This is a genomic window from Methylobacterium sp. J-070, from assembly GCF_022829385.1.
Classification (GTDB): Bacteria; Pseudomonadota; Alphaproteobacteria; order Rhizobiales; family Beijerinckiaceae; genus Methylobacterium.
In genome coordinates this window covers 1-23,297 of sequence record NZ_JAKSXX010000302.1, presented here as the reverse complement: position 1 = coordinate 23,297, position 23,297 = coordinate 1, and the positions used below count along the sequence as shown (strand labels likewise).

Sequence of the window (23,297 nt, the reverse complement as noted above, 5' to 3'; positions counted from 1 at the left end):
TGTAGCACCGCCACAATGTTCTGGATGAGCGGATCGCCCGGGTCAGCCGGCAGGCTCAAGATCGCGGCGACGATCAGCCAGAAGCCGACTGCGGCCAGAGCGGAGGCGGCTGCCAGGGCGGCAATGCCGATGAACTCGTGCAGCTCCATAGCTACGGGTGTGACCGGCATTCGTGAATTTGCACCCTGTCTTTCTGCGGTCCGCGTCGCCACCGATCGCCGGCACGTCCTAGCAAGCTACGCCGCCCTGAACCCTCCCGCAGCCTGAGGAGGCGCCATGCCCCGCAAGTCCGACCCCGACCGCCTACCCCACCCCGGCCGCACCTCGGCCGAGCGCCGCGCCCTTGACAGGGTTGGTTGCGGCGAGCCGCCCGCCTGCAGCCCGAAGACGCTGCGCAACCTGCTGGAGGCTGGGCTGATCGTGGACGTCGGCACCGAGACCCGCCGCGACGCGCTCGGATCCTACCGGGTGCCGGCCTACGCCATGCCCCTCCCCGTCCACTACCAGTGGTGCAGCGCCGTCGCCTTCACGGACGCGGAGATGGAGGCTTTCGAGCGCGAGCTGGAGGCGAGCGCATGAGCCAACCTGCCGCCTCCGATCTGACGCCGACGGGCGCATTCGTCCTCGGGCTCGTACAGAGCATCGAGCGTCGTGAGCCTGGCGCGCCCGCGGCCATCGCCTTCCGAACCGCGCTCGCCCGCAAGGGACGTGAAATTTGCGCGGCTGATGGCGTCGGGGCCCTCGACATTCTGATGCGCGCGATCGCCGCCACGGATCTAGGCCGCGCCGCAGAGCGCACTGCGCTCCTCCGCGCAGTCTGGACCGATTTCCTGCCCCGATCGGACAAGGCCTGAGATGAGTGTCCGCTTAGCCGCTCAGGTGGCCCAGCATCTTTTCGAGCGCGTCGAGTACGCCGTCGAGTTCGGCCAGGGTCGCGATCAAATCATCGGCGGTTCGCCGCCATGGGTCTGTTGGGTCCTGCGGTATCTGCGCCAGTACCGTCCTGACATGCCTCACTTCCTCGCGCCCGAGCGCAATCGCTGCCGCAAGCAGAGCCGGGTCGGCCTGCGCGAGCGTTCCGACTTTGGGCTGGCGGCCCAGAAGGCGCTGCATCGCGGCCAAGTTCACCGCCATGGTGTGCAGCGTGGCCGACGTGGGGTCGCCGGTCTCCTTATCGTCGTCGTCCGGCGCCTCGCCTGTCATCGCGTCGCGCTTGGATGAAGGGGCGACAAATCGGCTAGTTCAAGCAGCACCCGCGCACCCTTGATCGCGGCCATGGTCGCCGCAGGCGCTTCGTGCGAGCGGGCTTCCCTCTCCTGCTTGTCCAAGCGACCGAAGGAGTTGTCTGAGCGCCGAGCATGCGGTTCAGGCGTCTCGCCGAGCAGGTCGATCAAAGCCGCCATGAAGGCGCATGGCAGAGCCGCAGTCTCGGCCTCGTCGTGCATGTCACAGGGCATCCAGCGTCGAGGGACGGTCCCTGTACTTCGACGCCTTCAGGTCCGCACTCACATGGATCACAAGCCAAGGCTGGATCAGCAAAACGTGACTGCAGCGAGAACAACCCGGATGCGGCCATGACGGGCCTCCTAGAAGCCAGGGCAGTCCGGAGCCGGATCGCGCTCGCCGAGGGGGCTGTCTCGCGCCTGCAGGCCGGCATCGAGACCAGCGCCGCGGCCTCATCTCTCCGCGTCGTCGGGATCATCCCATTCGACGCGGCGAGGCCGAGGCAACGGCTCAGTTCCAGAGAAGCTGATCGAGGTCGCCGCGGACATGGCTACGATGATGAGGCAGATGGCAGCCACGCGTTCGAGCATGGCGCCGCCCTCAGGCGTAGGGGCGGATCGCTAGGCTCTGACGAGCCGCACGCTGGCGCGCACGTGCATTGTGCAATCGCCTCATCTGCTCCTGGAGGATCTCATCCTCATACGGTGGCCGGGCTGTTATCGCGGCAGTCTGCTGAGTCCTCGAGAGGTCCTCACGCTGCGGATAGGTTGGACTCATGGCCGCTCCCTCCGTAATTACTACGTGGAAGCTGCGCTATTCGTCGATCGGCTGCAACCCGACTCGTCGGGGTGGAGCTAAGGACCGGTGGAAACTCCATACCCGTCTATCAATGCAGCGCCGTCGGCGGGCTGATGAACCGCAGCGGCCGCTCGCCCTGTGGCAGAACGCAGACGACCGTCAGGCCTGCTTGCGTCGTGATCGCTTCACTGTTCGAGCCACTGTATCCAGTGATCATAGATCCGTACTATATACCGGCGGCAGAATGATAGTTAGCGTCTAAGACGATGGCCAAGCCGAGCAATCTCAAGCCCTTCCAGCCGGGCCAGTCCGGCAACCCGAACGGCCGCCCCCGCATCCCCGACGACGTGAAGGCGCTCGCCCGCTCCTACACGCGCGAGGCGATCGAGACGGCCGCCGAGATCATGCGGAACCCGGAGGAGACCGGAACCGCCCGCATGTCGGCGATCAACACCATCCTGGACCGCGGCTGGGGCAAGGCCCCGCAGCACGTCACGGTCGACAACATGGGAGAGCTGTCCGATGCCGAGCTTGGGTCAGAACTCGCCGCCGCCGTCGAGCAGCTTCGACGTCTCGGCCGCGCGGGAGCGGGTGAGGCGCCTGACGATGGAGGCGAAGCGCCGCCAACGGCGCACTGACATTCAGGACTCGATGGTCGCGTGGTCGGTGGCGGCCGGCTACACCCCGGCGCACCACCACGAGGTGCTGATTTCCGAGCTGGAGCTGCTGGAGAGCGACGACGAGATCGACACCCTGCTGGTGTTCATGCCGCCGGGCTCGGGCAAGAGCATCTACACCAACCACCTGTTCCCGGCGTGGTACGTAGCCCGCCACCCCGACCGGAACGTGCTCACCGCCTCGCACAGCTCCGAGCTTGCCGAGCGGTTCGGCCGGAAGACCCGCAACCTGATCGTCGAGCACGGCCAGGACCTCGGCGTTGCCCTGTCCGACGACAGCCAGGCCGCGAACCGCTGGGCAACCACGGCCGGCGGGGAATACTACGCCGTGGGTGTGGGTGTCGGCATCGCCGGTTTCCGGGCCGATCTAGGCATCATCGACGATCCATTCGGCAGCCGCGAGGACGCTGAGAGCCGGCGCATGCGCGACCGGGTCTGGGACTGGTACTCGGACGACTTCTCGACCCGCCTCAAGCCCGGGGCGAAGAAGGTCATCATGCACACCCGCTGGCATGACGACGACCTCGCCGGCCGCATCATCCGCCAGCTCGACGACATCGCCCGGCCCTACCGCGTGCTGAACCTGCCGGCGCAGGCCGGGCTCGCCGACCCGCTCGGCCGGCAGATCGGCGAATTCCTCTGGGACGACGGCGACTACGGCTACGGCGCACAGCTCCGTCGGCGGAAGGAAGAGGTCGACACCCGCACCTGGGCGAGCCTGTACCAGCAGGTGCCGGTGCCGGAGGGCGGCGCCTACTTCGAGCGGGAATGGATCCGGCCGGCCAAGGGCTCCCCGGCCCGCGAGAACCTGAACGTCTATGGGGCGTCCGACTATGCCGTGACCCGGGACGGCGGCGACTACACGGTGCACATCGTCGTGGGCCTCGACCCTGACGGCCACATGCACATCCTCGACCTCTGGCGGCGGCAGGCCGACAGCGCCGAGTGGATCAGCGCCTGGTGCGACCTCGTGAAGAAGTGGCGCCCGCTGGAGTGGGCCGAGGAAACCGGCCAGATCCGTGCCTCGCTCGGCCCGATGATCGACGCGGCCGCCCGCGAGCAGAAAGCCTACGTCCCGCGCCGTCAGTTCCCGACCCGCGGGGACAAGGCCGTCCGCGCTCAGAGCATCCGCGCCCGCATGTCCATGCGCGGGCTCTACGTCCCCGGCGATGCGCCCTGGCGGAAGGACTTCGAGGCCGAGCTTCTGCGCTTCCCAGCGGGCGTGCATGACGACCAAGTGGACGCCCTTGGCCTCATTGGGCAGCTCCTCGACCGCGTGCGGCCTGGCATCGTGGCAAGGCCGAAACCGGAGCCGGTCAAGGCCCGCGGCTACAAAACGATGCGCTCTGGTGGAGGATCCTGGCGGGTGTAGAGGTCACACCTGCCGCATCGTCACCGACCCATTGTCGGGATCGACCGCCTCGACCCGAGGGCTAGAGAGGCCCATCACGCCGGCGGTGTTGTCGAGGGTGTGATTGCAGGCGGCAGTCAGCGTGTTGCTGCACTGAGTTGGCATCACAGGCAGCAGATCGCGCAACAAGCGAGCTACGAGGATCTCGCGCGAAAAATCGTGAAAGTCCTCGTCAGCGCACGCGCGCTCGAACGCCGAGGCTACGTTCTCGGCGATGATATGCGCAGCGCTTTCGAGGCCCGGAGACTGCATCATTACGGTATTGATAGCATCAGAAACACAAATTCACGCTGCGATACGATTGCATTTTTGCGCCCGTCCACAGAATATCCGCCCTCTACAAAGGCAGGTGCGCCATGAACAAAGTCGTAGAAATAATCGGCCCGCGGCCCGTCGGCTTCATTGAGCTGACGGCCGACATCGTCGCGGCCTATGTATCGAACAACTCGGTACGGCCTGCCGACATGGCGGAGCTGATCGCCAGCACGCACGCGGCGCTCGCGGGGCTTGGAAATGCCGGTACACCTGCAACCCCGGTGCCGGAGAAGCTGACCCCCGCTCAGATCCGGAAGTCGATCACGCCGGACGCGCTGATCAGCTTTATCGATGGCAAGCCGTACAAGACCCTGAAGCGGCATCTCACCGGCAACGGCATGACCGTGGAGCAGTACCGCGAGCGCTTCGGGCTGCCGCGGGACTACCCCTCGACGGCGGCGAACTACTCGGCGCAGCGCTCGGCGTTGGCCAAGAACCTCGGGCTCGGCCAGCAGCGGCGGAAGGCGGCTCCGAAGGCTGCAGAGGTCGCTGCGACCGTCTCCGAGAAGCCGAAGCGGGGTGGGCGGCCGCGGAAGGCTAAGGACGCTGCTGAGGCGTAGTGGCAGGCGGGGAGACGGATCTTTCCAAGCTTGGCTCCCATTACCTCTGTATCGCGGTGGTCGAGTGCCATCACACTCCCGCTAGCGAGCGCGCCGGTTGCTGTGTCCTCCCCCGTTCACGCGTGGCCGGCGCGTCCTCTCTAGCTCCCCAAACGACCGCTACGGTAAGCGCCGCCTGCGCACGGTGCAGCTGGCGCGGGTCGGCTTGGGGGCGCAGTGATGAAATTCAGACCTTGCCTTCAATCCCGAAAAATTTATCCGGAATACCTGCCAGCTTCTCGTACTCACGCACAAAAGATATTGCGGTCATTACTGCCCATTTTGTCGAAGAGGCTGAAATCCAGCGTCGAGGAAACAGTGCCTCGTTGTTTGCTCGGATGAAGGGGCCAGGCTTTATGCAGCTTCTAAGTTTTTTAGATAAAGCTTCGTGCGCTGGGGCATGACTATTAGGCTCAGGCTTGAAATGCACCACAGCATTCCTGAGTTCTACAAGCGCGCAGATGCTCCTGTATGGGTCTCTGGCATGGTCGATTTCAGTATTCTTCGTTATACGTAAAAATAATTCGAGTTTTGCGATCGTGTCTAATGTCCGCATGCTTCTGCCGCAGATACGCATCATCTCGTCAATCTGATCTGCAGCTTGCGGACCAAAAATCTGCTCACGATCAGCGTAGATTTCGTTTGCATATGCCTCAACTGCGGCCACCGCTGTAAGGACGCAGGCAACAGCATTGTACTGAGCTACGACCCAGAATTCCCCGTATTCTTTCCCAGCGTTAATGCTCTCTATTTGATCGACTGCCTTGTGAAAATGTATTGCAGCACACAGGTGGCTGTTAGCGTAGTGTATCCTGTAGTCAGAATTTATAATTTCTGCACTGTCTGAGCGCTCGCTCACATGCATGACGGCGTGGATTGGTGGTTTGGCCTTACCCATCGCCCTTGCCCTTCTACAGAAACCCGCTCCCCGAATGCCCCTTGAAGGCGTTCGCCCGCCGGATGTAGCCGACCACCGTCCGCGGGTCCCGATGGCCGCTCTGATCCATAATCCGGGCGAGATCGGCGCCACGCTCGGCGGCCGTGGTGATGTAGCCAGCCCGGAGGGAGTGCGCCCCGAACGTCGAGGCATCGAGGCCTGCGGCCGCGCAATACCGCTTGATGATGTCGGCCACCGCCTGGGTCGTCAGCCGCACCCCCTCACCCTGCCGGACGTTCCCTGACCGCGACACCGGCCGGAACACCGGGCCCGCCGTGATGCCTGCCGCGTCGAGCCATTCCCGCACGAGGGCAACGGGCCGGATGAACCGGCCATGCGGGATCGCTTTCTCCAGCCCCCTGCCCTCTTGGTCGGTTTTCGACCGGCGCACCCGAACCCGCAGGCCTTCCGGATCCTCGATCAGGTCGGCGACGTCGAGGGCGACGAGCTCGCTCCGGCGGAACGCGCCCGCGAACCCGAGCGCCAGCAGCGCCCGGTCGCGCTTGCCGGTCAGAGTGTCGGGCGTCCGCATCAGCAGCGCGGCCAGGATCTCGGCGGTCGCGGCCGCCTTCTGGGTCGGCGCCACGCCGGCTTTGCGCCTGGCGCCGCGGATAGCCGCACGCACGCCTTCGTCCTCCGTGGGGTCAGGTAGGCTTGCCAGCTTGTGGGCATGCCGGATTGCCGCCATGCGGCGCCCGAGCGTCGAGGCCGCCCGCCCCTCTTCGGCCTCCGAGACGATGAAAGCCGCAACCGCCTCTGGGCTCGCCGGTAGGGATCGAAAGCCGAACCGGGCGCACCAGGCCTGAAAGACTTCCGCGTCGCCGCGGTAGGCCCGGATCGTCGCGTCCGCCTTGCTGGCCCGCTGATAGGCGCGGACGATCTCCGCTGCTTCCGCAGGAAGGCTGGTCCGCAGCTCGATCGTCTCTGCGGGCAAGGCGTCAGGCATCGACCTCGTCCGCCTGGAGATCCTTCAAAGCGTGATGCTCAGAGAGTAGCCTTCGCATCGTTCGATCCGCCTCCGAGCAGTCGGTCGGCTCGGGCGAGGCTGGATCGCAGCCTTCGATGGTCTCGGTGGTCTGCTGATCGACCGCAGCGCGCTCGTCTCGGCTGAGCCCGGCCAAGCCGCCGAGCCCCAAGTCGCGCGCGATGTGAGCGGCGATCTCCTCGCGCTTGGCATGCAGGGCCAGAACACGCGCCTCCGCACGATCGGCAGCCTCCTGCCGCCCGACTTGCTGGGCAAGGGTGCGCCTCCATCCCGGCGGCAGTGTCTCACCATGCAGCAGCATCCGATCCGTGACGCTCGCCAGCACAAGCTGCCAGTGTTCTGGGCTGAGTTCGGCGAGCGGCTTGCCCTGACCCAGGTTGCGCGCCGCCTGCTCGGCAGCCTCTATCCACTCTGGCGGCAGCGAGAACGTCTCGGTCGGAACAACGACGACGGGCGTATCAGGCATGCCGACCCCCTTCAGCTCAAGTCACGCAAGACAACGCCGAACCGTGCTCGATTGTCCGCTCAACGCACTCATATCCACCATTGGTCAAACTTTCGAGAATGACCGTTATCACAAGTTACGTTGGATGCAGCCTTGCGGCAAGGCGGGCGAGCCGGATTGTGGGCCTGCCCACAGGCAGGCAACGAGGCTGGCAGGCAAGCAGACGAGACGTCACTGCGATGCGGGGCAGCCCTTGAACCAAGCTTTTGTCTGACACCCCCACTGATGCGCGACGACGGCGCCCTGAAGCATGGACCCGAGACCGCCCAAGATCGTGAACGCAACGACGAGACCGGCAATCGCCTTCTGCCCGCGGGTCAGCGCCAGCGACTGCCGTACCTCGACGGGCTTCCCGTCCCAATACAAAGACCCCTGCTGATCCAAGCCGAGCAGGGCCAGCCCCTCCAATGATATCGGCTGAACATGGGCGGGCCAGTCCGGCGGGCCAGGCACGGGAGCTATCTTGAACCGACGCGTGTGCTCCCAGTCAACCGATGCGACGCCGTAGTGAGCGCCTTCCTCCGTCATCACGCGATCCGCGACAAGCCGCGAGCCGCGAACACCGCGTTCAGCCCCTCCGTCAGAAGATCCTGCACCTGAGCATCCTCATCGGCCGCGATCCGCTTGAGCTGCCGGAACGCCTCGGGCGAGACATAGGCCGTCACCACCCGCTTGCCTGCGCGTGTCGTGGCCTTCGGATAGACGGTCCGCGGCGCGGGCTCGCCCGCCTGTGCGGCCGCAGGGGAGGGTGCGGCAGCCGGCTCAGTCGCGGGAGCCTCGCTCGCCTCGGATGCCGCTGGCGCTGTCTTCGCGCTGAACAGGCTCGGCCGCTTCGTCACGCTTGCCCCCTCGTCTTCTTGCCGGACTGCCCACCTGCCGGCAGGCCCACTTCGCCACGAGCCCAGGCGAACAGGGCGGCTATCTCTTCGGCCGCCTTGCCGTCGGGCTCATATTCGGAGGCAGTGCGGCCGTCGATCACCGCATAGCTGTAGGCCACCCGCTGATGGATCACCTGAGGCGCCACCTTGGCGCCCTGCTCTTCGAGCCCGCGCCGCGCCTCCTCGACGATTGCGCTGCGCGTCGGCGCCGAGGACAGCACCACCCAGGCGGGTTTCTTGGCGATGGTCGCTAGATCCCGCGTCGCCTCGATCGCCTCTAGGTCGAAGGCCGCCGGGCGGCAGGGGATCAGGATGAGATCGGCCGTGCGCGCCGCCGCCAGCGACGCCCGGTCCGCGTTCGGCGCCGTATCGATGATGAGGAGGTCCGCCCCGTTCGCCCGCGCTGCGTCCGCGAGCTGCGGCAGCCGCTCGGCATGATCGCCGATTACCTCCGGCTCGGGCGCCTGTCGCTTGTCGCCCCACTTCCGGGCCGTGGCCTGCGGGTCGAGATCGACGAGCGCCGTGCGGAAGCCCGCCAGCGTGCCGGCCACCGCAAGGTGGACCGCGACCGTCGATTTCCCGACGCCGCCCTTTTGGCTGATGACGGCTATTGTCCGCACGTCCGCACTCCCGCCTGTCGTCGTGACCGCCTGCAGCCCTGCCTGCCTGCCCACAGGCCCACGCGCCGACTCACCTGCCGTGGTTTCAGCACGGCAACCGCCGGCTGTCTGTGGCCGCCGAGACGCGCCGGCCCGCAATCCGTCGAGCCGACATGCCTGCCTGCCCACAAGCCCACGTGCATGCTTGCGGACGAGCGGACACGCCGTCATGTAGGCGCCACCAGCCGCGGACGCGGTCGGGGTTGTGCGCGAGGCCGGGCGAGCCGTGATGATATGGCCGCCCGGCCGATCCGCTCGCTACTCGGCCGGCACTGGGTACGAATGCGTTCCACCAATGCGGTATTCCACCCATGCCTGGCGCAGGATCTGGACCGACGAGGTCAGGAAGATCCCGGCCATGACAGCCGCCACCAGCAGGTCGGGCCACGCAGTCGCCATGCCCCACACGCCCAGCGCCGCCGCCATGACGATCACGTTCCCGATGGCGTCGTTGCGCGAGCACAGCCAGACCGACCGGACGTTGGCATCGCCGTCCTTGTAGGGCCGCAGCAGCAGGACCGAGGCGAGGTTCGCCGCGAGCGCCAGCACGCCGATGACGCCCATGACCTCGGCCTTCGGTACACCGAGGATCAGCGTCTGGTAGACTGTCGAGCCGAACACCCACAGCGCCATCAGGAACAGCGATAAGCCCTTGCCGAGGGCCGCCGTGGCGCGGGTGCGCAGGCTCGCGCCGATCACCGCCAAGCTCAAGCCGTAGGTGACGGTGTCGGCCAGGAAGTCGAGCGCGTCGGCCTTGAGCGCCTGCGACCCGGCAAGCTGCCCCGCCGCCATCTCGCCCAGGAACATTGCCCCGTTGATGCCGATGACGGTCCAGAGGATGCGCTTGTACCGCGGGTTCACCCCGTCGAAGACTGGCACCCCCTTTGGGCAACAGCTGTCAGCTTCCGTGCCGCAGGTGTCGGAGTGCCCGGCCGGTGCGGATTGCGCCGGTAGGACAAGCGTGGGCGGCTCGCAGCACGCAGCGTCGCTCTTGCAGCAGTGATCGGCCATCAGGTGGTCTCCCTTCGGCCTCTCAGATACACTCTCCAGTCACTAGAGGTTCAAGGCCCATGGCTGGCATTCCCATCGGCGAGTTGTCGCGGCAGACCGGCGTGAAGGTGCCGACCATCCGCTACTACGAAGAGGTCAGGCTCATGCCTGCTCCGATCCGCACCGAGGGCAAGCAGCGCCGCTACAGCGCCGCTGAGATCTCCCGGCTCAACTTCATCCGCCACGCCCGCGAACTCGGGTTCGAGGTGGAGGCCATCCGCGAGCTGCTGGAGATGAACGCCCAGCCGGATCGCTCCTGCGCCGACGTGGATGCACTCACCCGCCGCCATCTGGCCGAGGTGGACCGCCGCATCGCCCGGCTGATCGCCATGCGCGGTGAGCTGCAACGCATGCTCGACGAGTGCGGCCAGGGCCGGATCTGCGAATGCCGTGTGATCGAGGTGCTAGGGTCCGAACCTCATCAGCTTGACTGCGGTTAATAAGGGTGGCCGGATCGAGGAAGCTACCTGGGCCTGGGTCGATCCGCGAAAGCCGCTGCTTCAACCGCGAACACCCAGCAGCGGGCCACAAAGGTACCGATTGGGTTCAGACCCGAGGTGATCGAGATGCACCCGCAGGCCATGAAGCTGCTGGCTGACAAGGCCACTACGCCGGGGCTGCGCCGGACCATGGTCAAGACCGCCATCGTCATGGGCTTCCCGGTCGAGGGATGAGCGATGGCCGCGCCGGCGAACAGCAATACCAAGGCCGAGGCAGCCGCGATCCAGCACCTGATGCGCCGTCTCGACGGGTTCGCCCAGAGTGTGGGCTTGGACGAGGCGACCACGCGGCAGATCGTCGAGCAGGTTGCAGCCGAGATGCCGTTGCGGACCGACGAGGAGCGCTTGATCGAGGCGCGCACGCGCATGATTGAGGCGTCGGCGTAGCGATGCCCACCGAGCACCATGCCCCGGTGCGCGTCCGGCACCTCGAAGCCCTGCGCGCCTCCGGTATGAGGCCTATCTGACCACGATGCCGGTGCTGCGCCAGCTTGGCTACGTCGAGGAGCGCGCGACCCGCGGCCGGACTGGCTGATATGCATGGCACCTCACGCCGGCCGGGCGCGACCTGCTGGCGGCCCTCAGGATCCGCGAGAGCGCCGAGCCGTGATAATGCGGTCGCCCGGCCAGCCGGCCGTCAGAGCTGGTTCTCGACCTCGGCGAAGAACTCCTGCGCGCCCTCGACCCAGGCGACGAGATACCCGCCCTCGGGAGGGTGCCGATCGTCGAACAGGCGTTCAGCCAGGTCGCGATCCTCTTCCGTGTCGTCCGGGTCAACGGCCGCCTTGATCGCCCGCCAGATCGTGTCTGGGTCGTCGAAATAGAGAGACACGTCGATATCGCCGAGGCGCTTCAGGTCGCCGAACTCGGCATGATGAGTGGCCCAGTCTCGTCCGGCTGACTTACCGTCCTGGTCTCGCGCTCCTTGGTATGCCGCCTTGGATGCTCGCAGGCGTTCGATTGCCGTGCTCATGTTCTGACCCTTCCGATGGTTGAACGCGGCGATAGCTGTCTCGAAGGCCGGACGAGCGATGTCGCTCCAGTTCAGAGCGTCCCCCGTCTCGGCCATGCGAGCTTTCAGCTCGTCGCTCACGTAGATGCTGACGCGAGCCATGGCTTACCTGTGTGTGCGCACAGATGCAGTTATATGCGCATAAAGGTGGAGGCGCAAGCCATATGCGCATAGTGTGCGCACAAAATCGCCGAGAATGGTGGCCGAGGATGAAGGTCGCCCCATCAATCCGTCAGGACGCGGCGGCAAACTCTCCGAAGGCCGGGACGGCCGGATCGTCGAAGCACATCTTCACGACACGCTCGCCCATGGCATAGACCCGACGCATATGGACCGTGTGCCCCTGATCGGCGCGGCTTGCCTCGACCGCCTCGGCAAATGTCGTGTTGTCCAGCGTCGCCTCGATCAAGCCGGCCCGCTCAAGATCCATCGCCGGCACGATCCAAGACGACAACCACATGGACTGATAGATCAGCCCCGTGAAGAAGAGCGAGGATGCGTCGCCTCCGGCCGCCTGGATCTCGGGCTCGGTCAGTAGATCATGGTGCGCCCGATAGAGCGTCTGCAGCAGATGCAGACTCGGTTCGGTCAATGCATCGAGTGCGCGAGCAATCTCTAGACGCTCGACGTCCGGCAGATCGGAGGCGCCGATTTCGGCCACGGCACGGGCGAGGGCATCGGCCATTCGAGGGTTCGTCTCGGTCAACAGCCGTTGAAGCGCCGCTCGACCGGATCGCTGATAGACCGGGTCGGCCTTCAGCCGCTCTCGCTCCCGTTCCTGCTCATTCGCTTCTAGCCGTTCAATGCGAGCGCCGACGCTTTCGAGGAAGCGATCTGTCAGGTGGGCGTTTCCAAAGTCGACCACGTTTTGAAAAACATCGAAGGCGAAGACGGCTAGCGGTAGGGTGCTGAAGCCCGCCTTCACCACCAGCAGCGGGATGCGCTGGGCGAGCTGCCGCCCCGCACTCATCGGCTGGCGAGGTAGCTTGCCGCCTCCTGGGTCGGTCAACTTACTGGGCAAGCCGTTCACTCTGCTTCACCGCCGTTCTTGGGAATGAACTCCAGGCCAAAAGTTTTCATTCGATGCGCTCAATGACTGTTACCGGGCCACCCACCAAAACCTCGACTTGATCGCCGGACGGCTCGGTCCAGTACCGCAGGGCGCCCTCTGGCATGTAGGCTAGGAAAGGCTCTGCCGGATCGATGTCTGTCACGATCCCGAAATTGCCGCGGAACAGCAGCGCATCAGGCCAGGGCTCAACAGCGTAGATGCCGGCACCGGGCCGGAACCCATCTCGGAATTGCCGAGCCAGTGCGATGGTCTCTGCCGTGAACACGCATCGTAGACGTGAGACCGCATCGGGAGCGCAGGCGAGACGCGCTGTCTCAAGCGCTGCCTCCCATATCAGGGCACCGATCTGACCTGGTTCAACCTGGGGCGCATTTGCGGTCGACTGCAAGCTAGCCCTGCCGTAGCGGCCATGTGCGATGATGTCCCTCGGCTCGTGCTCAATCTGGCTGACGTGGAACAGGCGAGGCCGTGACAGCGGGCCTAATGTCACGCGCTCAAACAGCCCGCTTGGCGAACCAGAACGCTCCGAAGCCGACGAGCAGCGCGCCGGCCGGGAATGCGGCTACGAGAGCCAGTTGCGCTAGGGTCATTTCATACCCCTCAAAAGGAAGCTCGCCCCTAGATGTAGGCCGAAGCTGGCCACTAGGCAAAGAACGAGCTTCACAAAGAACAAGCCTATCTCCAGATCGCTCATCGTCTCGAAGTGGTTCTGCGCGATCGGCGCGAGGCCGCCCACGGCGATGGCCGCGATGGCGACGCCATTCATATAGGTGGCCGTCAGTTTCGTCCGCTCGTTGTGCATCGCCTTGAGGCGTTCGGCCTCAGCCTTGTCGTCCTCTAGCTTGCTCACGGCTGATCGCCGCCCCGCAGCCGCACGCCAGGGCGCCCGTGGTTCAGGAACTCGACGCCTGCCGCCTCTAAAGCAGCTCGCAGGTCATCCGTGGTGCGCTCACGGACAGCACGCTTGTCGGTTTCGAAATCGGCGATAGCCGCCCGGGACACCTTGCTCTCTCGCGCGAGGTCCTCGCGCGTCCAGTCCAGCAAAGCCCGAGCTGCACGACATTGCGCCGAAGAAAACGACTTTTCATCTGAATTCATGTTTTTTAGCTTGCTATGAAGGCGGATTTCAGATTATAAAGCTGAAATCAGGCGAAAAGCAAGGCGCCCGCCATGTCCCACCGCATCGTCTCCTGGACCCGCATCGACCGCGCCGGCCAGGACGCCCGTACCAAGATCCCCGCTGGCCTGATGAGTGCCCGCGCCCTCGTGCAGCTCGGCGCCCGCACCCGCCCCCTCGTCGCCGCCGGCCAGTACGACCGCGCCGCCATCATGACCGCAGCCTGCAAGGCCGCCGTCGGCATCATGGAGCGCTGCGGCGTCTCCCGCACCGAGGCCATGTCGTCCGCCCTCAAGGCCACCTGGCAGGTCGCCAAGGCCGCACACCGCGCTGCCGCGCACTGATCCCGTAGCCGCGCCGGACTGACCGGCGCTCGCACCTCTCCACCACCACCGACCCACCGCCACGAGCCCCACCAGGAGCGCGAACCATGAAGCACGCCCGCATCCCCGATTTCAGCCAGCCCGTCCCGGTTCGCGCCGTGTCGAGCGCTCGCCGTCAGCTCCTCGTCGATCGCCGCTATCGCAACCTGCCGGACGAGACCCAGCCCGGGACCATCGAGCCCTGGCAGGCCTTCGCTCCCGTCCGGCCCGACACCGCGCACAGCCGGTCTCTGCGTTTCCTCGACGTCGGCGCCGAGCTGCTGGCCGCCGTCGCCATCATCGGCGGCGGCATGGTTCTGACCGGCCTCGCTTCCCTGCTCTGACCCGACCCGCAACCCGAGCGGGCCGGTCGCCCGCGCCCCTCATCCGAGGATCCCGCGATGTCCCTGCGCATGTCCCTCAAGAACCTGATCCGCCGCGATCCGAGCGCCAGCCTGCGCGAGCGCGCCAACGACCTGCGCGGCAGTCTGAGCCGCCGGACTGTCGTCGCCGGTACTGTGGCCGCCGCCGTGCCCCTGCCGGCCCTCGCTGGCACCGTGCAGCCCAGCCCGGAGGAAGCGGCATTCCTCGCCCTGACCCCGGCAGCCTTGCCGATCCTGCGCCGCTTGATCCCGGCGCAGACCGAGATGACCCGCCTCGACATCGAAGCCGAAGCCGTGAACGGCGGCTACCCGGGGCCACACGATGAGGGGCGCCGCCGGGCCTGGGCGGATCAAGTCTCAGAACGCCGCAAGTCCAACGGGTTCGGCGCCGCCTGGGAGGCCGCCAATGCCCTCGACGACGAACTGACGGCGATCGTCGAGGGCTACGATCGCGTTCCGATGCGGACCCCGGCGGCTATCCTGTTCAAGGTCGCGCTGGACCATGTCGGGGAGTGGTGGGGCGAGAGCGCCCTCGACGATCTGCGCCGTCTCGCAGCCGAGCGGTTCGACCTTCCCAACGACAGCGCCCCCGCTGCCTGACGCCGCCCCGCGCGGCGCCCGATCCGCCGCGCCTCCTGTCACCCCATGATCCTTGGAGGCTGACCGTGTCCTCTCTCAAGCTATCCAACCCGTTCCGTCGCAACGCCGACCGCCCGACCCTGAAGCAGCGCGCCGCCGACCTGAAGGCCGGGCTAAGCCAGCACGTTGATGACGTTCGGGTCGAACCCGGTTTGGACGCGGCCCCGGCCGAGCCCGTCGACTGGAGCAGGCCGCCGCCCGGCTTCATGGCCTATCCTGCCGACGACCCGCAGGGTTTCGTCATCGTCCGCGAGGGCCTGCGCCTAGAGCTGGAGCGGCTGCATCGGGTCGCGCTGGCTGAGTACGCCCGCAAGGTCAGGCCGGACGCTACCGAGGCCACACGCGCTCGCGTCCGCCGGGAACTGCGTCTCGGCGTGTTCGAGTCCGCGTCGCCGAACGGGGACGCTGAAATTCTAGCGCTCGGGCTGGACCTCGACGCTGCACACGCTCGCTGGCGAGCCGCCACACCCGCCTACTGGGCGGCTCAGGATCACGTCAGCCAGGCGTGCAAGAGAGCCAAGGCGCGCGGCGGGTCGGTCACTGCAGCCAGCGAGGCAGCCTGGAAGACGCCCGGCCTTATCGAGGCCGATGATGCATTCGAGACGATCGGGGGCGAACTGGAGCGGATCAGCAAGGCGATCTGGCGCACGCCGGCACGGACGCCGCTCGGGCTTGCCGTGAAGGCACGGGCCACCCTCGTCATGGTGTTCGTGTCCGGCCAGTACGAGCGCGACAGCCATCTCGGCGAAGATGAGGATCTGACGGAGCAGGCCGCCCGCGCGCTGATCGAGGCGTGCTGCGCGCTGGTCGGCGTGGACTGGAAGGGGCAGCCGGTCGGAGCAGACGAGGCCCCTGCCGCACCGTCGCAATCGAAGTACGAGGCTGATTGCGCATGGGCCAAGGCGCAGGCCGCGGCCGTCGACCTGTCCGGCCTCACGCTCCTGCAGCTCCACAACCTGTTCGGTTGCTACGCCGCGGCGGCGGATACCTGGCTCACCAGCAGCGATGAGCCATGGCTGCAGCAGGATCCAGATAGCCCCTGGCGCGACCCGAACGCCGCCGGGCGGTTGGTCGACCGCGAGCAGAACCGCGCGGCGTGGATCCGAGAGCGCGTCGTCGACGAGTTGCGTAGTCGGAAGCCAGCCACCGACGCGGAACGCGACTACCGACTTCAGACGCTGATCCGGAACGAGATCATGTGCGAGGGCAACCTGCGGCACGCCCCCGATCTGCGCGCCGAAATCGCCAACGCGTGGGGCGGCTGACGCCCCCATCCCCTCTGTTGCCGTGCGTACCGCCCCGGCCGGATCAGCCGGGTCATTCCATCACACCCGAGACACCACCATGGGCGACGTGCTCACCTTCACCCCGCGTCCGAAACCAGTCGCCACCGCGATCCCGGCGCCGCTCGCCGGGCCCGCACTCCGCGCCAGCCTGGAGGAGGCGGCCCAGATCGCCCTCGACGCGGCGGACCGCATCATCGCCGTGCTCGACCGCATGGACGGGGACACCGACGACGAGGACGGTGCCGACGACGAGCCCTCGCTGGCCGCTCCGGAGAACGCCGCCGGCAGTCAGATCACATGGCTGCGCGGGAACGACCAGGACCGTGAGACCGAGGCGCCTGAGACCGTGCTGCCGGAGGTGGCGGCCGAGCCGCAGCCCGAGGCGCAGATCCTGCCCTGGCGCGGCCGCGGCAACGTCATCGCGGCGGCCGGTTCGCTAATCGTCGACCTGCTGGAGCGGGCGTGATGCTGATCGGTGCCTTTTTAAACGCTCGCTCACCGTCATGCCGCTTTGCTGCGAGCGGAGAGCGCCGTCATCGCCTGCTCAAGCTTGGCAGCTTGATTGGCTAGGTCGCGCGAGACATCCTGCAGTTCGCTTGCGGCGCTGCCTGCTGACTGGGCGGCCCGACTGACCCCGGTGATGCTGCCGGCGACCTCCTGCGTTCTGGAGGCTGCCCGGCTGACGTTGCCGGCGATCTCATGCGTCGCGGCACGCTGCTGATCGACTGCGGTTGCCATTGTAGCGGCGACTTGATCCATCTCGGCGATCATCACGGCAATGCGCTCGATCGCTGCAACCGCCGAACTGGTTGCACCCTGCATTGCCGCTACCTGCGCCGAGATCTCCTCGGTCGCCTTAGCAGTCTGGCTGGCCAAGTCTTTTACCTCGGCGGCAACCACCGCGAAGCCGCGGCCCGCCTCACCAGCACGAGCGGCTTCGATCGTGGCATTGAGCGCCAAGAGGTTTGTCTGCGACGCGATGGACGAGATCAGCGACACAACATCGCTGATCTTCGTCGCTGAGCCTGACAGGCTCTGAACGGTCGCGTCGGTTTGGTGAGCGGCTTGATTAGCGGACTGAGCGATCTCGGCAGCACGCGTGACTTGCTGTGAGACCTCGCTCAAGGAGGCCGACAGCTCTTCTGCTGCGGCCGCAACCCCGTCCACGTTCTGGGACGCCTCGTGCGAGGCGCCCATGACGGTTTGAGCCAAACCAGCGGTATCCGTCGTAGCCTTTACCGTCATCTCGGCACGGCTGCTCACCGTATCGGCACCTTGGGTCACGCTCGCCACGATGGACTGGACTTGATGCTGGAAGCCTTCGAGCTGCAACGAGGCTTCGCTACGGCGCTCGCCCTCGACACGCGCGTATGTCTCCAGCAGCAGTTCGAGATCGAACCACGCCAATCGGCCGATCACGCTGGAGAGGGTGCGGTGCTCACGCAGCTGCTTCATCCTGCCGGGAGATCCGAACCTGTCGTTGATCGGGTCGGCGAGACCCAGCTCGGCGACGAGGGCGCGCGATACGACCGAGTGGCAGATGACGATGGCGTATGCAGGGACCTTGTGACGGCTGAACACGGTGGCCAAGCGTTCCACCGATGCGTCGAACTCCGCTCCGATTTCGCCAGTGGCCACGAGCGTCCAATGGGCGAGCCGCGCCTGGTGAACCTCCGGGACCTTCAGAGCCTGATCAATCTCGGGCCAGCTCGCGAACGTGTCATGCAGCTTCTTGAGCAACGCTGGCATCATCTGCTTGACGACATGTGCGTGCGCGCGCAACGCTATTACATCATCGGCCGTGATGCCGAAGACACCAAGACTCTTTTTGTGCTTGGTATTTGTCGGCATGTCAGTCTCACGTAGGGGCAGCAAATTCTCCTGACTGTACGCATCGCTCGCGAAGCCCTGGTTAACGGCGGCATGGGATCTGGGCGGCGTGATCAGATCAGCACAAGTCGAGCGTCATTGCGGCGGCCGGGACGCTGCTCCTCGACCTGCTGGAGCGAGCTTGATGCCGAGGCCTGCTGAGGGTGGATTTCTGCCCGTCCGCTCCCGAGCGGCGAAAGACGGAAGCCGACAGGCAGAACTAATAGAAACTATACCCAGCGTGTGGCTTAGCCGGCATCGACTGCTAGGTTGGCGAGGTCGGCGAGCAGCCCCGGTCCGGTCGGTTGCCAGCAGAGGCGCTCCTGCGTCTTGTCGCTCGACGCGACGATGTCCTTCCCAATGAACCCGTTGAGCCAGCCGAAATGCGCGACGGCTTCGTCGGCGATCAAGGAAACGACCGGTAGGCCGAGCCGTTCGCCGATCACCTCCGCGATGGATCGGAGGGCAACGCCTTCCTCAGCCGTCGCGTGGTAGCGTGCCCCGGCGACCTGCTTCTCCAGCGCGAGGCGGAACACATGCACCGTATCGGCAACGTGCGCCGCTGACCACGCGTTCGCACCGTCCCCGATATAAGCCGAGCGGCCCGTGCGACGGGCAAGCCCGATTAGGAAGGTGACCAAACCCTGCTTGTGCGTATCGTGGGTTTGCGACAGGCGCACCACCGAGACGTTGACCCCGCGCTCCGTCAGGGCGCGTCCGGCCAGTTCGGAGGTGACGCGCGGGTTGGGGTGTTCAGCGTTGAAGGTATCCTCATCGGCCAGCAGACCGGGAACCGCTTCGCCAAACAAGGTGGTGGACGTGATGACGAGCGGCCGGTTCGAGCCTGCGAGCGCTGCGCCCAGCGCCTCGATCGCCCGCCGGTCTTTCTGGCAGTTGGCCACGTAGTTCGCGAAGTCGTGGTCGAAGGCGGTGTGGACGACACCGTCGCAGGCCGCCGCACCTGCGCGCAGGCTGTTGAGGTCTTCGAGGTCGCCGCGGCGGGCCTCGGCCCCTGCGGCCTGCAGTGCATGCGCCCCAGCGTCTGAGCGCGTCAGGCCGAGGACCTGATGCCCGGCGCCGATCAGTTCGGGCACGAGCTTGGCACCGATGAAGCCGTTAGCTCCGGTGAGGAAGATGCGCATGGTCTAGTGTCCCGTCCTGTCCGGACCTCCCATGCGCCTCAACATCATCCTGTTACAGTAGTGACTTTATCGTGTTATAGAGGCTGCCAGGATCGAAAGCCCCGTGACGCTCAATACATCCCTCGCAACCTATCTTCGGGATCGCCGCACCCGCCTCGACCCAGCCGCGTTCGGGTTCGGCGGCACGCGACGCCGCACGCCGGGACTGCGGCGGGAAGAGGTCGCGCAACGCGCTAACATCAGCCCGACTTGGTACACCTGGCTGGAGCAGGGACGCGGCGGCGCGCCCTCGGCCGACGTGCTCGACCGCATTGCCAAGGGGCTGCTGCTGACCGAGCCGGAACGCGAGCACCTGTTCATGCTCGCCTTCGGGCACCCGCCCGAGGTCCGCTATCGCGCGCTTGAGGGGATCACGCCGCGCCTTCAGCGCGTGCTCGACTCTTTTGAGGTCAGCCCCGCGATCGTCAAGACGGCCCTGTGGGACGTCGTCGCTTGGAACCAGGCGGCTGCCGCGGTGCTGACCGACTACGGCAAACTGCCCCCGGATCAGCGCAACATCCTGCGGATCGTGTTCTGTACCCCTCAGGTGCGGGACATGCAGCGGGACTGGACGAGCTTGGCGCGATCCGTCGTCGGCGCGTTCCGGGCCGATGCCGTGCGGGCGGGTGCCTCGGCCGAGATCGGCCGGCTAGTCGAAGAGCTGAGCGCGCGCAGCCCGGAGTTCGCGGCGTTCTGGCAGGACAACGACGTGCAGGTGCATGGCGAGGGCACCAAGCGTTTGCAGCACCCGACGGTTGGGCTGATTGAGCTTGAATACTCCGGCTTTGCCGTGGAAGGGCGTCCCGACCTCGGCATGATCGTCTACAGCCCGGCGTCGCGCTACGATGTGGAGCGCGTCCGGACCCTGATCGCAGCCGCTGCCTCTTCCGAGGGGTAGGAGGGCGGGCATCCGCCGGACGCCCCCCTCTCAGCTCAAGCCGAAATAGCCGCTACCTGGCGCAGCACCGTATCGAGGGTGGCTACTGGATCGGCCGGCAGGTCGATCGAGCGCCAGCACACTAGCCCATCTGGCCGGATCAGGGTCGCCCCCTCCGGCGAGACACCGAACGCTTGCGTGAAGGGTGCGTCGGCGGGGAACACTACGTCCCGCCCAACCTGATACGTCTGCACGATGCCGTCCACTGCCTTCGCGGCTGCACTCCAGCGCGCATTGGCCGACAGCAGCACGAACTCGCGTGTGAACAGGTCGAGAGTGGAGACTCGCTCGCCAGCGTGCTCGACCCAGACGTGCGGCGCGCGGGTCCCGGGCTGACCGGCCCACACCTCTGGATGCCCGGCCGGGGGCAACTCCGGGCCCGCGCGGAGGATCAGGTCCGAGCGGTGCAGCTGACCCAGCTCCATAGCCGCATCGCCATAGAGGTATTCGCCCTTGAGGATGTCACCGACCCAGGGCGCGTAGTCCGGTCGAGCGAAGGTCTGTTGGTGGCGCAGCCAGCCAATCGGCTGCCGTTCGGGCGTGTAGCTGTCGAGCAGGGCCGGCAGGGAGGTGCTGGCAAGAACCCGTTCCAGTTTCCAGGCGAGATTGTAGGCGTCGTCGATGCCGGTGTTGGCCCCGAAGCCGCCCCGCGTGGGCGGCAGCTGGTGGGCGGCGTCGCCGACCAGGAACACGCGGCCGTCCTGGTAGCGCTCGGCGATGCGCCCAGCCATCTCCCAACGCCCCGTGGTGATGATCTCGAAGTCCATCGGTCGGCCGAGTGCCCGCTCAACGGCGGCGCGCAGCTCCTCCTTGCCGCGCTCCTGGTCGTCAGCAAACATCAGCACCCACCGGCCATCGCCGTAGGTGGTAAGAAAGGCCTTGAACCCGGGCTGCTCGATCTCGAACTGCTGGATGCCATGGCGCAGGGCCTCGTCAGCCTCCGGGCAGCGGAACAACACGCTGCGAAGGGTGCGTAGGTAGCCGACGCCCTGCCGGTCAATGCCGAGCTGTTCTCGGATCGGACTGTTGGCGCCATCAGCAGCGATAAGATAGCAGGCCCGGATCGTGTCCGTCGCGCCGGTCGTCCCATCGCGAACGTTGGCCGTGACGCCGGTCGCGTCCTGGCTGAAACTCAGCAGCTCGACGCCGAGCCGGAGGTCGGCGCCGCGCGCTCGAGCAGCTGCACGCAGGATCGGCTCCAGCTTATCCTGCGGGATCGCCGCGCCGGTCACAGGGGACAGGTGGGCTTTCTCCTCCGGCGCTTTGCCGGGGGTCCAAGGGGTCTCCGAGAGCGGTTCGCCGCTCAGGCTCTCGAAGCGGGCGCGGCGCAGCTTGGCATTCGGGTCCCACTGCGGAACCTCGCCACCGATGCCGGCGGCGCGGAAGTATTCCAGTGTGCGCTCGGTGAAGCCCATCGCGCGGGGATGTAGTGAGCTGCCAGGGTGCCGCTCGACCAGGATCACGGGCACCTTGCGCCAGGCGAGGAACAGTGCGGCGGACAGGCCGACGAGGCTACCACCGACGATGAGAACAGGAGTGGTTTGCATAAGGATCGTCCTTGTTGGTTCAAGGACGCGTGCCGAAGCCCGAGAGGGATGCAGGGCGGCTGCAATGCCGCTCAGGGGTACCCCACAACGAGCGGACATGCGTCCGCATCGTCGTGGTCCGCGGCCCATCAGGGGCTGGAAATTGGCTCTCCCTGACGGGAGAGCTGACCGGGGCTCACCACGCCGGTCCACCTTTTTCGACACGGCTAAGGTACCGCGTGTCAGACGAGGGCACAACAGTGAGATTGTGGGCTGCTTGGCTGGCAGGAGCGTCGGTTTCAGCGTCTGATGAATGCTCATCGGCTTCGCCGAACCTCCGCACGCCACCCCGAACGGAGGTTGCCGGACGGCTCACGAATGGCCGCTTTCGGGAAGCGCCGACGCCGGTTTGTACGGAGGGTGGGGTCGGACGCAGCCTGCGATGAGCTGCTGCGGCTCACCCGGCGCTGGCTGGCACTGCACGAGGCGATCGGCGCCCTGCTGCCGGGGGGTGCCGACTGGGGGCTGTCGGCGACCATTGATCTAGCGCACGCCTTGGCCAATGCGTACTACCTAGACCGCACTCTATCGCGAGACTGTGAGCGCAAGCACAAGCCAAGATCCACATAGATCACTGTGTCATCGTGCGGATCCGTCTACGGCGAGGCGATGGCGTACCCTATGACCCTCGACCTGATGGCAACGCTGCATGTCGTCGATGACGATGTCGCGGCAATCGTCGATGCCTACATGGCCGATCCGCTAAGTGGTCCGATCCATTTTGGCGAGGGTTTCCGCATCGACCCAGCCGCTGCCGTCGCGGGCCATCCGTTTGCCAGGACGCTGATGGGTCAACCTTGGGCGAGCAATGATCTGCGCCGCGCAGCGGTGCGCGCTGCCATCCTGCTGGCGCAGCCGGAGCGGTGCTGAACGACCCGCTTAGGATGCCCGCAGCAGACGTTCCGCCTCATCCTCCGGTTTGATCCTCACGAGATTGAGCCGCGCTCGCACCCCCCTTGCCCGGCCTGAAGCAGACGTGCGCTCTAGCTGGGACCGTCACCGTGTTGCCGGTGCGCGGGTTACGGGCGACCCGGGGGTTGCGGTCGCGGACACTGAACGTGCCGAAGTCGCGCAGCTCCACGCGGTCGCCTTGGACCCGTGCCTTCGTGATGACGCCGAGGAGGGTGCGCACGACCGCCTCGCGCTCCTGAGCCGTGAGGTGCGGGTTCTGCCCGGCGCTGTGGGCGACGAGTTCGGCCCGGATCATGCCCCTCTATGCCGTCGAGGAGAGGCTTCCGTAATCGGGGCTCGACTGCTGTAAAGCGGTTCTGGCATCGCTCGGTATCCGCTTATGGCTCAGTTGAGGATAGCCGGT

At 66.3% G+C, this 23,297-nt stretch carries 33 protein-coding genes; 14 read left to right on the top strand and 19 right to left on the bottom strand.

The window, feature by feature from the left end; all coding sequences use genetic code 11:
* Window positions 1-276: 276 nt before the first annotated feature.
* Both MKL01_RS34640 and MKL01_RS34635 read left to right on the top strand, forming a co-directional pair.
* Window positions 277-579 carry a hypothetical protein gene (locus tag MKL01_RS34640; RefSeq protein WP_243909705.1) on the top strand — a complete coding sequence of 101 codons (303 nt, stop codon included), beginning with the start codon at window positions 277-279 and terminating at the stop codon, window positions 577-579.
* On the top strand, window positions 576-854 hold the full coding sequence (locus tag MKL01_RS34635) for a hypothetical protein (RefSeq protein WP_243909704.1): 279 nt from the start codon (window positions 576-578) through the stop codon (window positions 852-854). The genes MKL01_RS34640 and MKL01_RS34635 overlap by 4 nt, the downstream gene beginning before the upstream one ends.
* 13 nt (window positions 855-867) lie before the next feature.
* Here MKL01_RS34635 and MKL01_RS34630 read toward each other — a convergent pair whose 3' ends face one another.
* Window positions 868-1,203 (bottom strand): hypothetical protein, encoded by a 336-nt coding sequence (locus MKL01_RS34630; RefSeq protein WP_243909703.1) that lies wholly within the window; start codon window positions 1,201-1,203, stop codon window positions 868-870.
* Window positions 1,200-1,445, bottom strand: a complete 246-nt coding sequence (locus tag MKL01_RS34625) for a hypothetical protein (protein WP_243909702.1) — start codon at window positions 1,443-1,445, stop codon at window positions 1,200-1,202. Before MKL01_RS34625 ends, MKL01_RS34630 begins: the two co-directional genes overlap by 4 nt.
* An 843-nt stretch (window positions 1,446-2,288) precedes the next feature.
* On the opposite strand from MKL01_RS34625, the gene MKL01_RS34620 reads away from it, so the two are divergent.
* Both MKL01_RS34620 and terL read left to right on the top strand, forming a co-directional pair.
* A complete protein-coding gene (locus MKL01_RS34620; protein WP_243909701.1) occupies window positions 2,289-2,660 on the top strand; it encodes a DUF5681 domain-containing protein in 372 nt (123 codons plus the stop codon).
* A 13-nt stretch (window positions 2,661-2,673) separates the two neighbouring features.
* On the top strand, window positions 2,674-4,071 hold the full coding sequence (gene terL / locus MKL01_RS34615) for a phage terminase large subunit (RefSeq protein ID WP_243909700.1): 1,398 nt from the start codon (window positions 2,674-2,676) through the stop codon (window positions 4,069-4,071).
* 3 nt (window positions 4,072-4,074) lie between these two features.
* Here the strand turns inward: terL and MKL01_RS34610 are convergent, their stop codons facing one another.
* Window positions 4,075-4,365 carry a hypothetical protein gene (locus tag MKL01_RS34610; RefSeq protein ID WP_243909699.1) on the bottom strand — a complete coding sequence of 97 codons (291 nt, stop codon included), beginning with the start codon at window positions 4,363-4,365 and terminating at the stop codon, window positions 4,075-4,077.
* 101 nt (window positions 4,366-4,466) lie between these two features.
* Here MKL01_RS34610 and MKL01_RS34605 point away from each other — a divergent pair, with 101 nt between their 5' ends.
* The gene (locus MKL01_RS34605) at window positions 4,467-4,985 is read left to right on the top strand and encodes a MucR family transcriptional regulator (RefSeq protein WP_243909698.1); all 519 of its coding nucleotides are present in this window, start codon (window positions 4,467-4,469) and stop codon (window positions 4,983-4,985) included.
* Window positions 4,986-5,211: 226 nt separating this feature from the next.
* Here the strand turns inward: MKL01_RS34605 and MKL01_RS34600 are convergent, their stop codons facing one another.
* The 7 genes from MKL01_RS34600 to MKL01_RS34570 form a co-directional block, all read right to left on the bottom strand.
* A complete protein-coding gene (locus MKL01_RS34600; RefSeq protein WP_243909697.1) occupies window positions 5,212-5,922 on the bottom strand; it encodes a hypothetical protein in 711 nt (236 codons plus the stop codon).
* 13 nt (window positions 5,923-5,935) lie between these two features.
* Complete coding sequence (locus tag MKL01_RS34595) at window positions 5,936-6,907, bottom strand: site-specific integrase (protein WP_243909696.1); 972 nt, start codon at window positions 6,905-6,907, stop codon at window positions 5,936-5,938.
* A complete protein-coding gene (locus tag MKL01_RS34590; RefSeq protein ID WP_243909695.1) occupies window positions 6,900-7,412 on the bottom strand; it encodes a hypothetical protein in 513 nt (170 codons plus the stop codon). Before MKL01_RS34590 ends, MKL01_RS34595 begins: the two co-directional genes overlap by 8 nt.
* A gap of 210 nt (window positions 7,413-7,622) precedes the next feature.
* Window positions 7,623-7,979 carry a hypothetical protein gene (locus tag MKL01_RS34585; RefSeq protein WP_243909694.1) on the bottom strand — a complete coding sequence of 119 codons (357 nt, stop codon included), beginning with the start codon at window positions 7,977-7,979 and terminating at the stop codon, window positions 7,623-7,625.
* The gene (locus tag MKL01_RS34580) at window positions 7,979-8,290 is read right to left on the bottom strand and encodes a ribbon-helix-helix domain-containing protein (protein ID WP_243909693.1); all 312 of its coding nucleotides are present in this window, start codon (window positions 8,288-8,290) and stop codon (window positions 7,979-7,981) included. Before MKL01_RS34580 ends, MKL01_RS34585 begins: the two co-directional genes overlap by 1 nt.
* Window positions 8,287-8,949 (bottom strand): ParA family partition ATPase, encoded by a 663-nt coding sequence (gene parA / locus MKL01_RS34575; RefSeq protein ID WP_243909692.1) that lies wholly within the window; start codon window positions 8,947-8,949, stop codon window positions 8,287-8,289. The genes MKL01_RS34580 and parA overlap by 4 nt, the downstream gene beginning before the upstream one ends.
* A gap of 297 nt (window positions 8,950-9,246) precedes the next feature.
* Window positions 9,247-9,999: a cation transporter gene (locus MKL01_RS34570; RefSeq protein WP_243909691.1), complete on the bottom strand. Its 753-nt coding sequence runs from the start codon at window positions 9,997-9,999 to the stop codon at window positions 9,247-9,249.
* A 59-nt stretch (window positions 10,000-10,058) separates the two neighbouring features.
* On the opposite strand from MKL01_RS34570, the gene MKL01_RS34565 reads away from it, so the two are divergent.
* Both MKL01_RS34565 and MKL01_RS34560 read left to right on the top strand, forming a co-directional pair.
* Window positions 10,059-10,478, top strand: a complete 420-nt coding sequence (locus MKL01_RS34565; protein ID WP_243909690.1) for a MerR family transcriptional regulator — start codon at window positions 10,059-10,061, stop codon at window positions 10,476-10,478.
* 237 nt (window positions 10,479-10,715) lie between these two features.
* A complete protein-coding gene (locus MKL01_RS34560) occupies window positions 10,716-10,925 on the top strand; it encodes a hypothetical protein (protein WP_243909689.1) in 210 nt (69 codons plus the stop codon).
* A 250-nt stretch (window positions 10,926-11,175) separates the two neighbouring features.
* Here MKL01_RS34560 and MKL01_RS34555 read toward each other — a convergent pair whose 3' ends face one another.
* The 5 genes from MKL01_RS34555 to MKL01_RS34535 form a co-directional block, all read right to left on the bottom strand.
* Window positions 11,176-11,631, bottom strand: coding sequence for a hypothetical protein (locus MKL01_RS34555; protein WP_243909688.1), 456 nt, complete (start codon window positions 11,629-11,631; stop codon window positions 11,176-11,178).
* 151 nt (window positions 11,632-11,782) lie between these two features.
* A complete protein-coding gene (locus MKL01_RS34550) occupies window positions 11,783-12,580 on the bottom strand; it encodes a hypothetical protein (protein ID WP_243909687.1) in 798 nt (265 codons plus the stop codon).
* 46 nt (window positions 12,581-12,626) lie between these two features.
* Window positions 12,627-12,887, bottom strand: coding sequence for a hypothetical protein (locus MKL01_RS34545; protein WP_243909686.1), 261 nt, complete (start codon window positions 12,885-12,887; stop codon window positions 12,627-12,629).
* 321 nt (window positions 12,888-13,208) lie between these two features.
* Window positions 13,209-13,472, bottom strand: a complete 264-nt coding sequence (locus MKL01_RS34540) for an amino acid transporter (protein ID WP_243909685.1) — start codon at window positions 13,470-13,472, stop codon at window positions 13,209-13,211.
* Window positions 13,469-13,720, bottom strand: coding sequence for a multiprotein-bridging factor 1 family protein (locus MKL01_RS34535; RefSeq protein ID WP_243909684.1), 252 nt, complete (start codon window positions 13,718-13,720; stop codon window positions 13,469-13,471). The genes MKL01_RS34540 and MKL01_RS34535 overlap by 4 nt, the downstream gene beginning before the upstream one ends.
* Before the next feature lie 72 nt (window positions 13,721-13,792).
* On the opposite strand from MKL01_RS34535, the gene MKL01_RS34530 reads away from it, so the two are divergent.
* The 5 genes from MKL01_RS34530 to MKL01_RS34510 all read left to right on the top strand — a co-directional run bounded on the left by MKL01_RS34530 (window position 13,793) and on the right by MKL01_RS34510 (window position 16,875).
* Window positions 13,793-14,083: a hypothetical protein gene (locus MKL01_RS34530; RefSeq protein WP_243909683.1), complete on the top strand. Its 291-nt coding sequence runs from the start codon at window positions 13,793-13,795 to the stop codon at window positions 14,081-14,083.
* A gap of 86 nt (window positions 14,084-14,169) precedes the next feature.
* Complete coding sequence (locus MKL01_RS34525; protein ID WP_243909682.1) at window positions 14,170-14,445, top strand: hypothetical protein; 276 nt, start codon at window positions 14,170-14,172, stop codon at window positions 14,443-14,445.
* 57 nt (window positions 14,446-14,502) lie between these two features.
* Complete coding sequence (locus MKL01_RS34520; RefSeq protein ID WP_243909681.1) at window positions 14,503-15,084, top strand: hypothetical protein; 582 nt, start codon at window positions 14,503-14,505, stop codon at window positions 15,082-15,084.
* A 65-nt stretch (window positions 15,085-15,149) separates the two neighbouring features.
* Window positions 15,150-16,388, top strand: a complete 1,239-nt coding sequence (locus MKL01_RS34515) for a hypothetical protein (protein WP_243909680.1) — start codon at window positions 15,150-15,152, stop codon at window positions 16,386-16,388.
* 79 nt (window positions 16,389-16,467) lie between these two features.
* Window positions 16,468-16,875: a hypothetical protein gene (locus MKL01_RS34510; RefSeq protein ID WP_243909679.1), complete on the top strand. Its 408-nt coding sequence runs from the start codon at window positions 16,468-16,470 to the stop codon at window positions 16,873-16,875.
* Window positions 16,876-16,910: 35 nt separating this feature from the next.
* Here the strand turns inward: MKL01_RS34510 and MKL01_RS34505 are convergent, their stop codons facing one another.
* Together MKL01_RS34505 and MKL01_RS34500 are read right to left on the bottom strand one after the other, a co-directional pair.
* On the bottom strand, window positions 16,911-18,260 hold the full coding sequence (locus MKL01_RS34505; protein WP_243909678.1) for a globin-coupled sensor protein: 1,350 nt from the start codon (window positions 18,258-18,260) through the stop codon (window positions 16,911-16,913).
* 266 nt (window positions 18,261-18,526) lie between these two features.
* Complete coding sequence (locus MKL01_RS34500; protein ID WP_243909677.1) at window positions 18,527-19,420, bottom strand: SDR family oxidoreductase; 894 nt, start codon at window positions 19,418-19,420, stop codon at window positions 18,527-18,529.
* Between the two features lie 103 nt (window positions 19,421-19,523).
* On the opposite strand from MKL01_RS34500, the gene MKL01_RS34495 reads away from it, so the two are divergent.
* Complete coding sequence (locus MKL01_RS34495) at window positions 19,524-20,357, top strand: helix-turn-helix transcriptional regulator (RefSeq protein ID WP_243909676.1); 834 nt, start codon at window positions 19,524-19,526, stop codon at window positions 20,355-20,357.
* Between the two features lie 35 nt (window positions 20,358-20,392).
* On the opposite strand, the gene MKL01_RS34490 is transcribed toward MKL01_RS34495, so the two are convergent.
* Window positions 20,393-21,943 (bottom strand): FAD-dependent monooxygenase, encoded by a 1,551-nt coding sequence (locus tag MKL01_RS34490; protein WP_243909675.1) that lies wholly within the window; start codon window positions 21,941-21,943, stop codon window positions 20,393-20,395.
* Window positions 21,944-22,603: 660 nt separating this feature from the next.
* On the opposite strand from MKL01_RS34490, the gene MKL01_RS34485 reads away from it, so the two are divergent.
* On the top strand, window positions 22,604-22,852 hold the full coding sequence (locus MKL01_RS34485; protein ID WP_243909674.1) for a hypothetical protein: 249 nt from the start codon (window positions 22,604-22,606) through the stop codon (window positions 22,850-22,852).
* Between the two features lie 37 nt (window positions 22,853-22,889).
* On the opposite strand, the gene MKL01_RS34480 is transcribed toward MKL01_RS34485, so the two are convergent.
* Window positions 22,890-23,189: an HU family DNA-binding protein gene (locus MKL01_RS34480; protein ID WP_243909673.1), complete on the bottom strand. Its 300-nt coding sequence runs from the start codon at window positions 23,187-23,189 to the stop codon at window positions 22,890-22,892.
* Window positions 23,190-23,297: the final 108 nt, after the last annotated feature.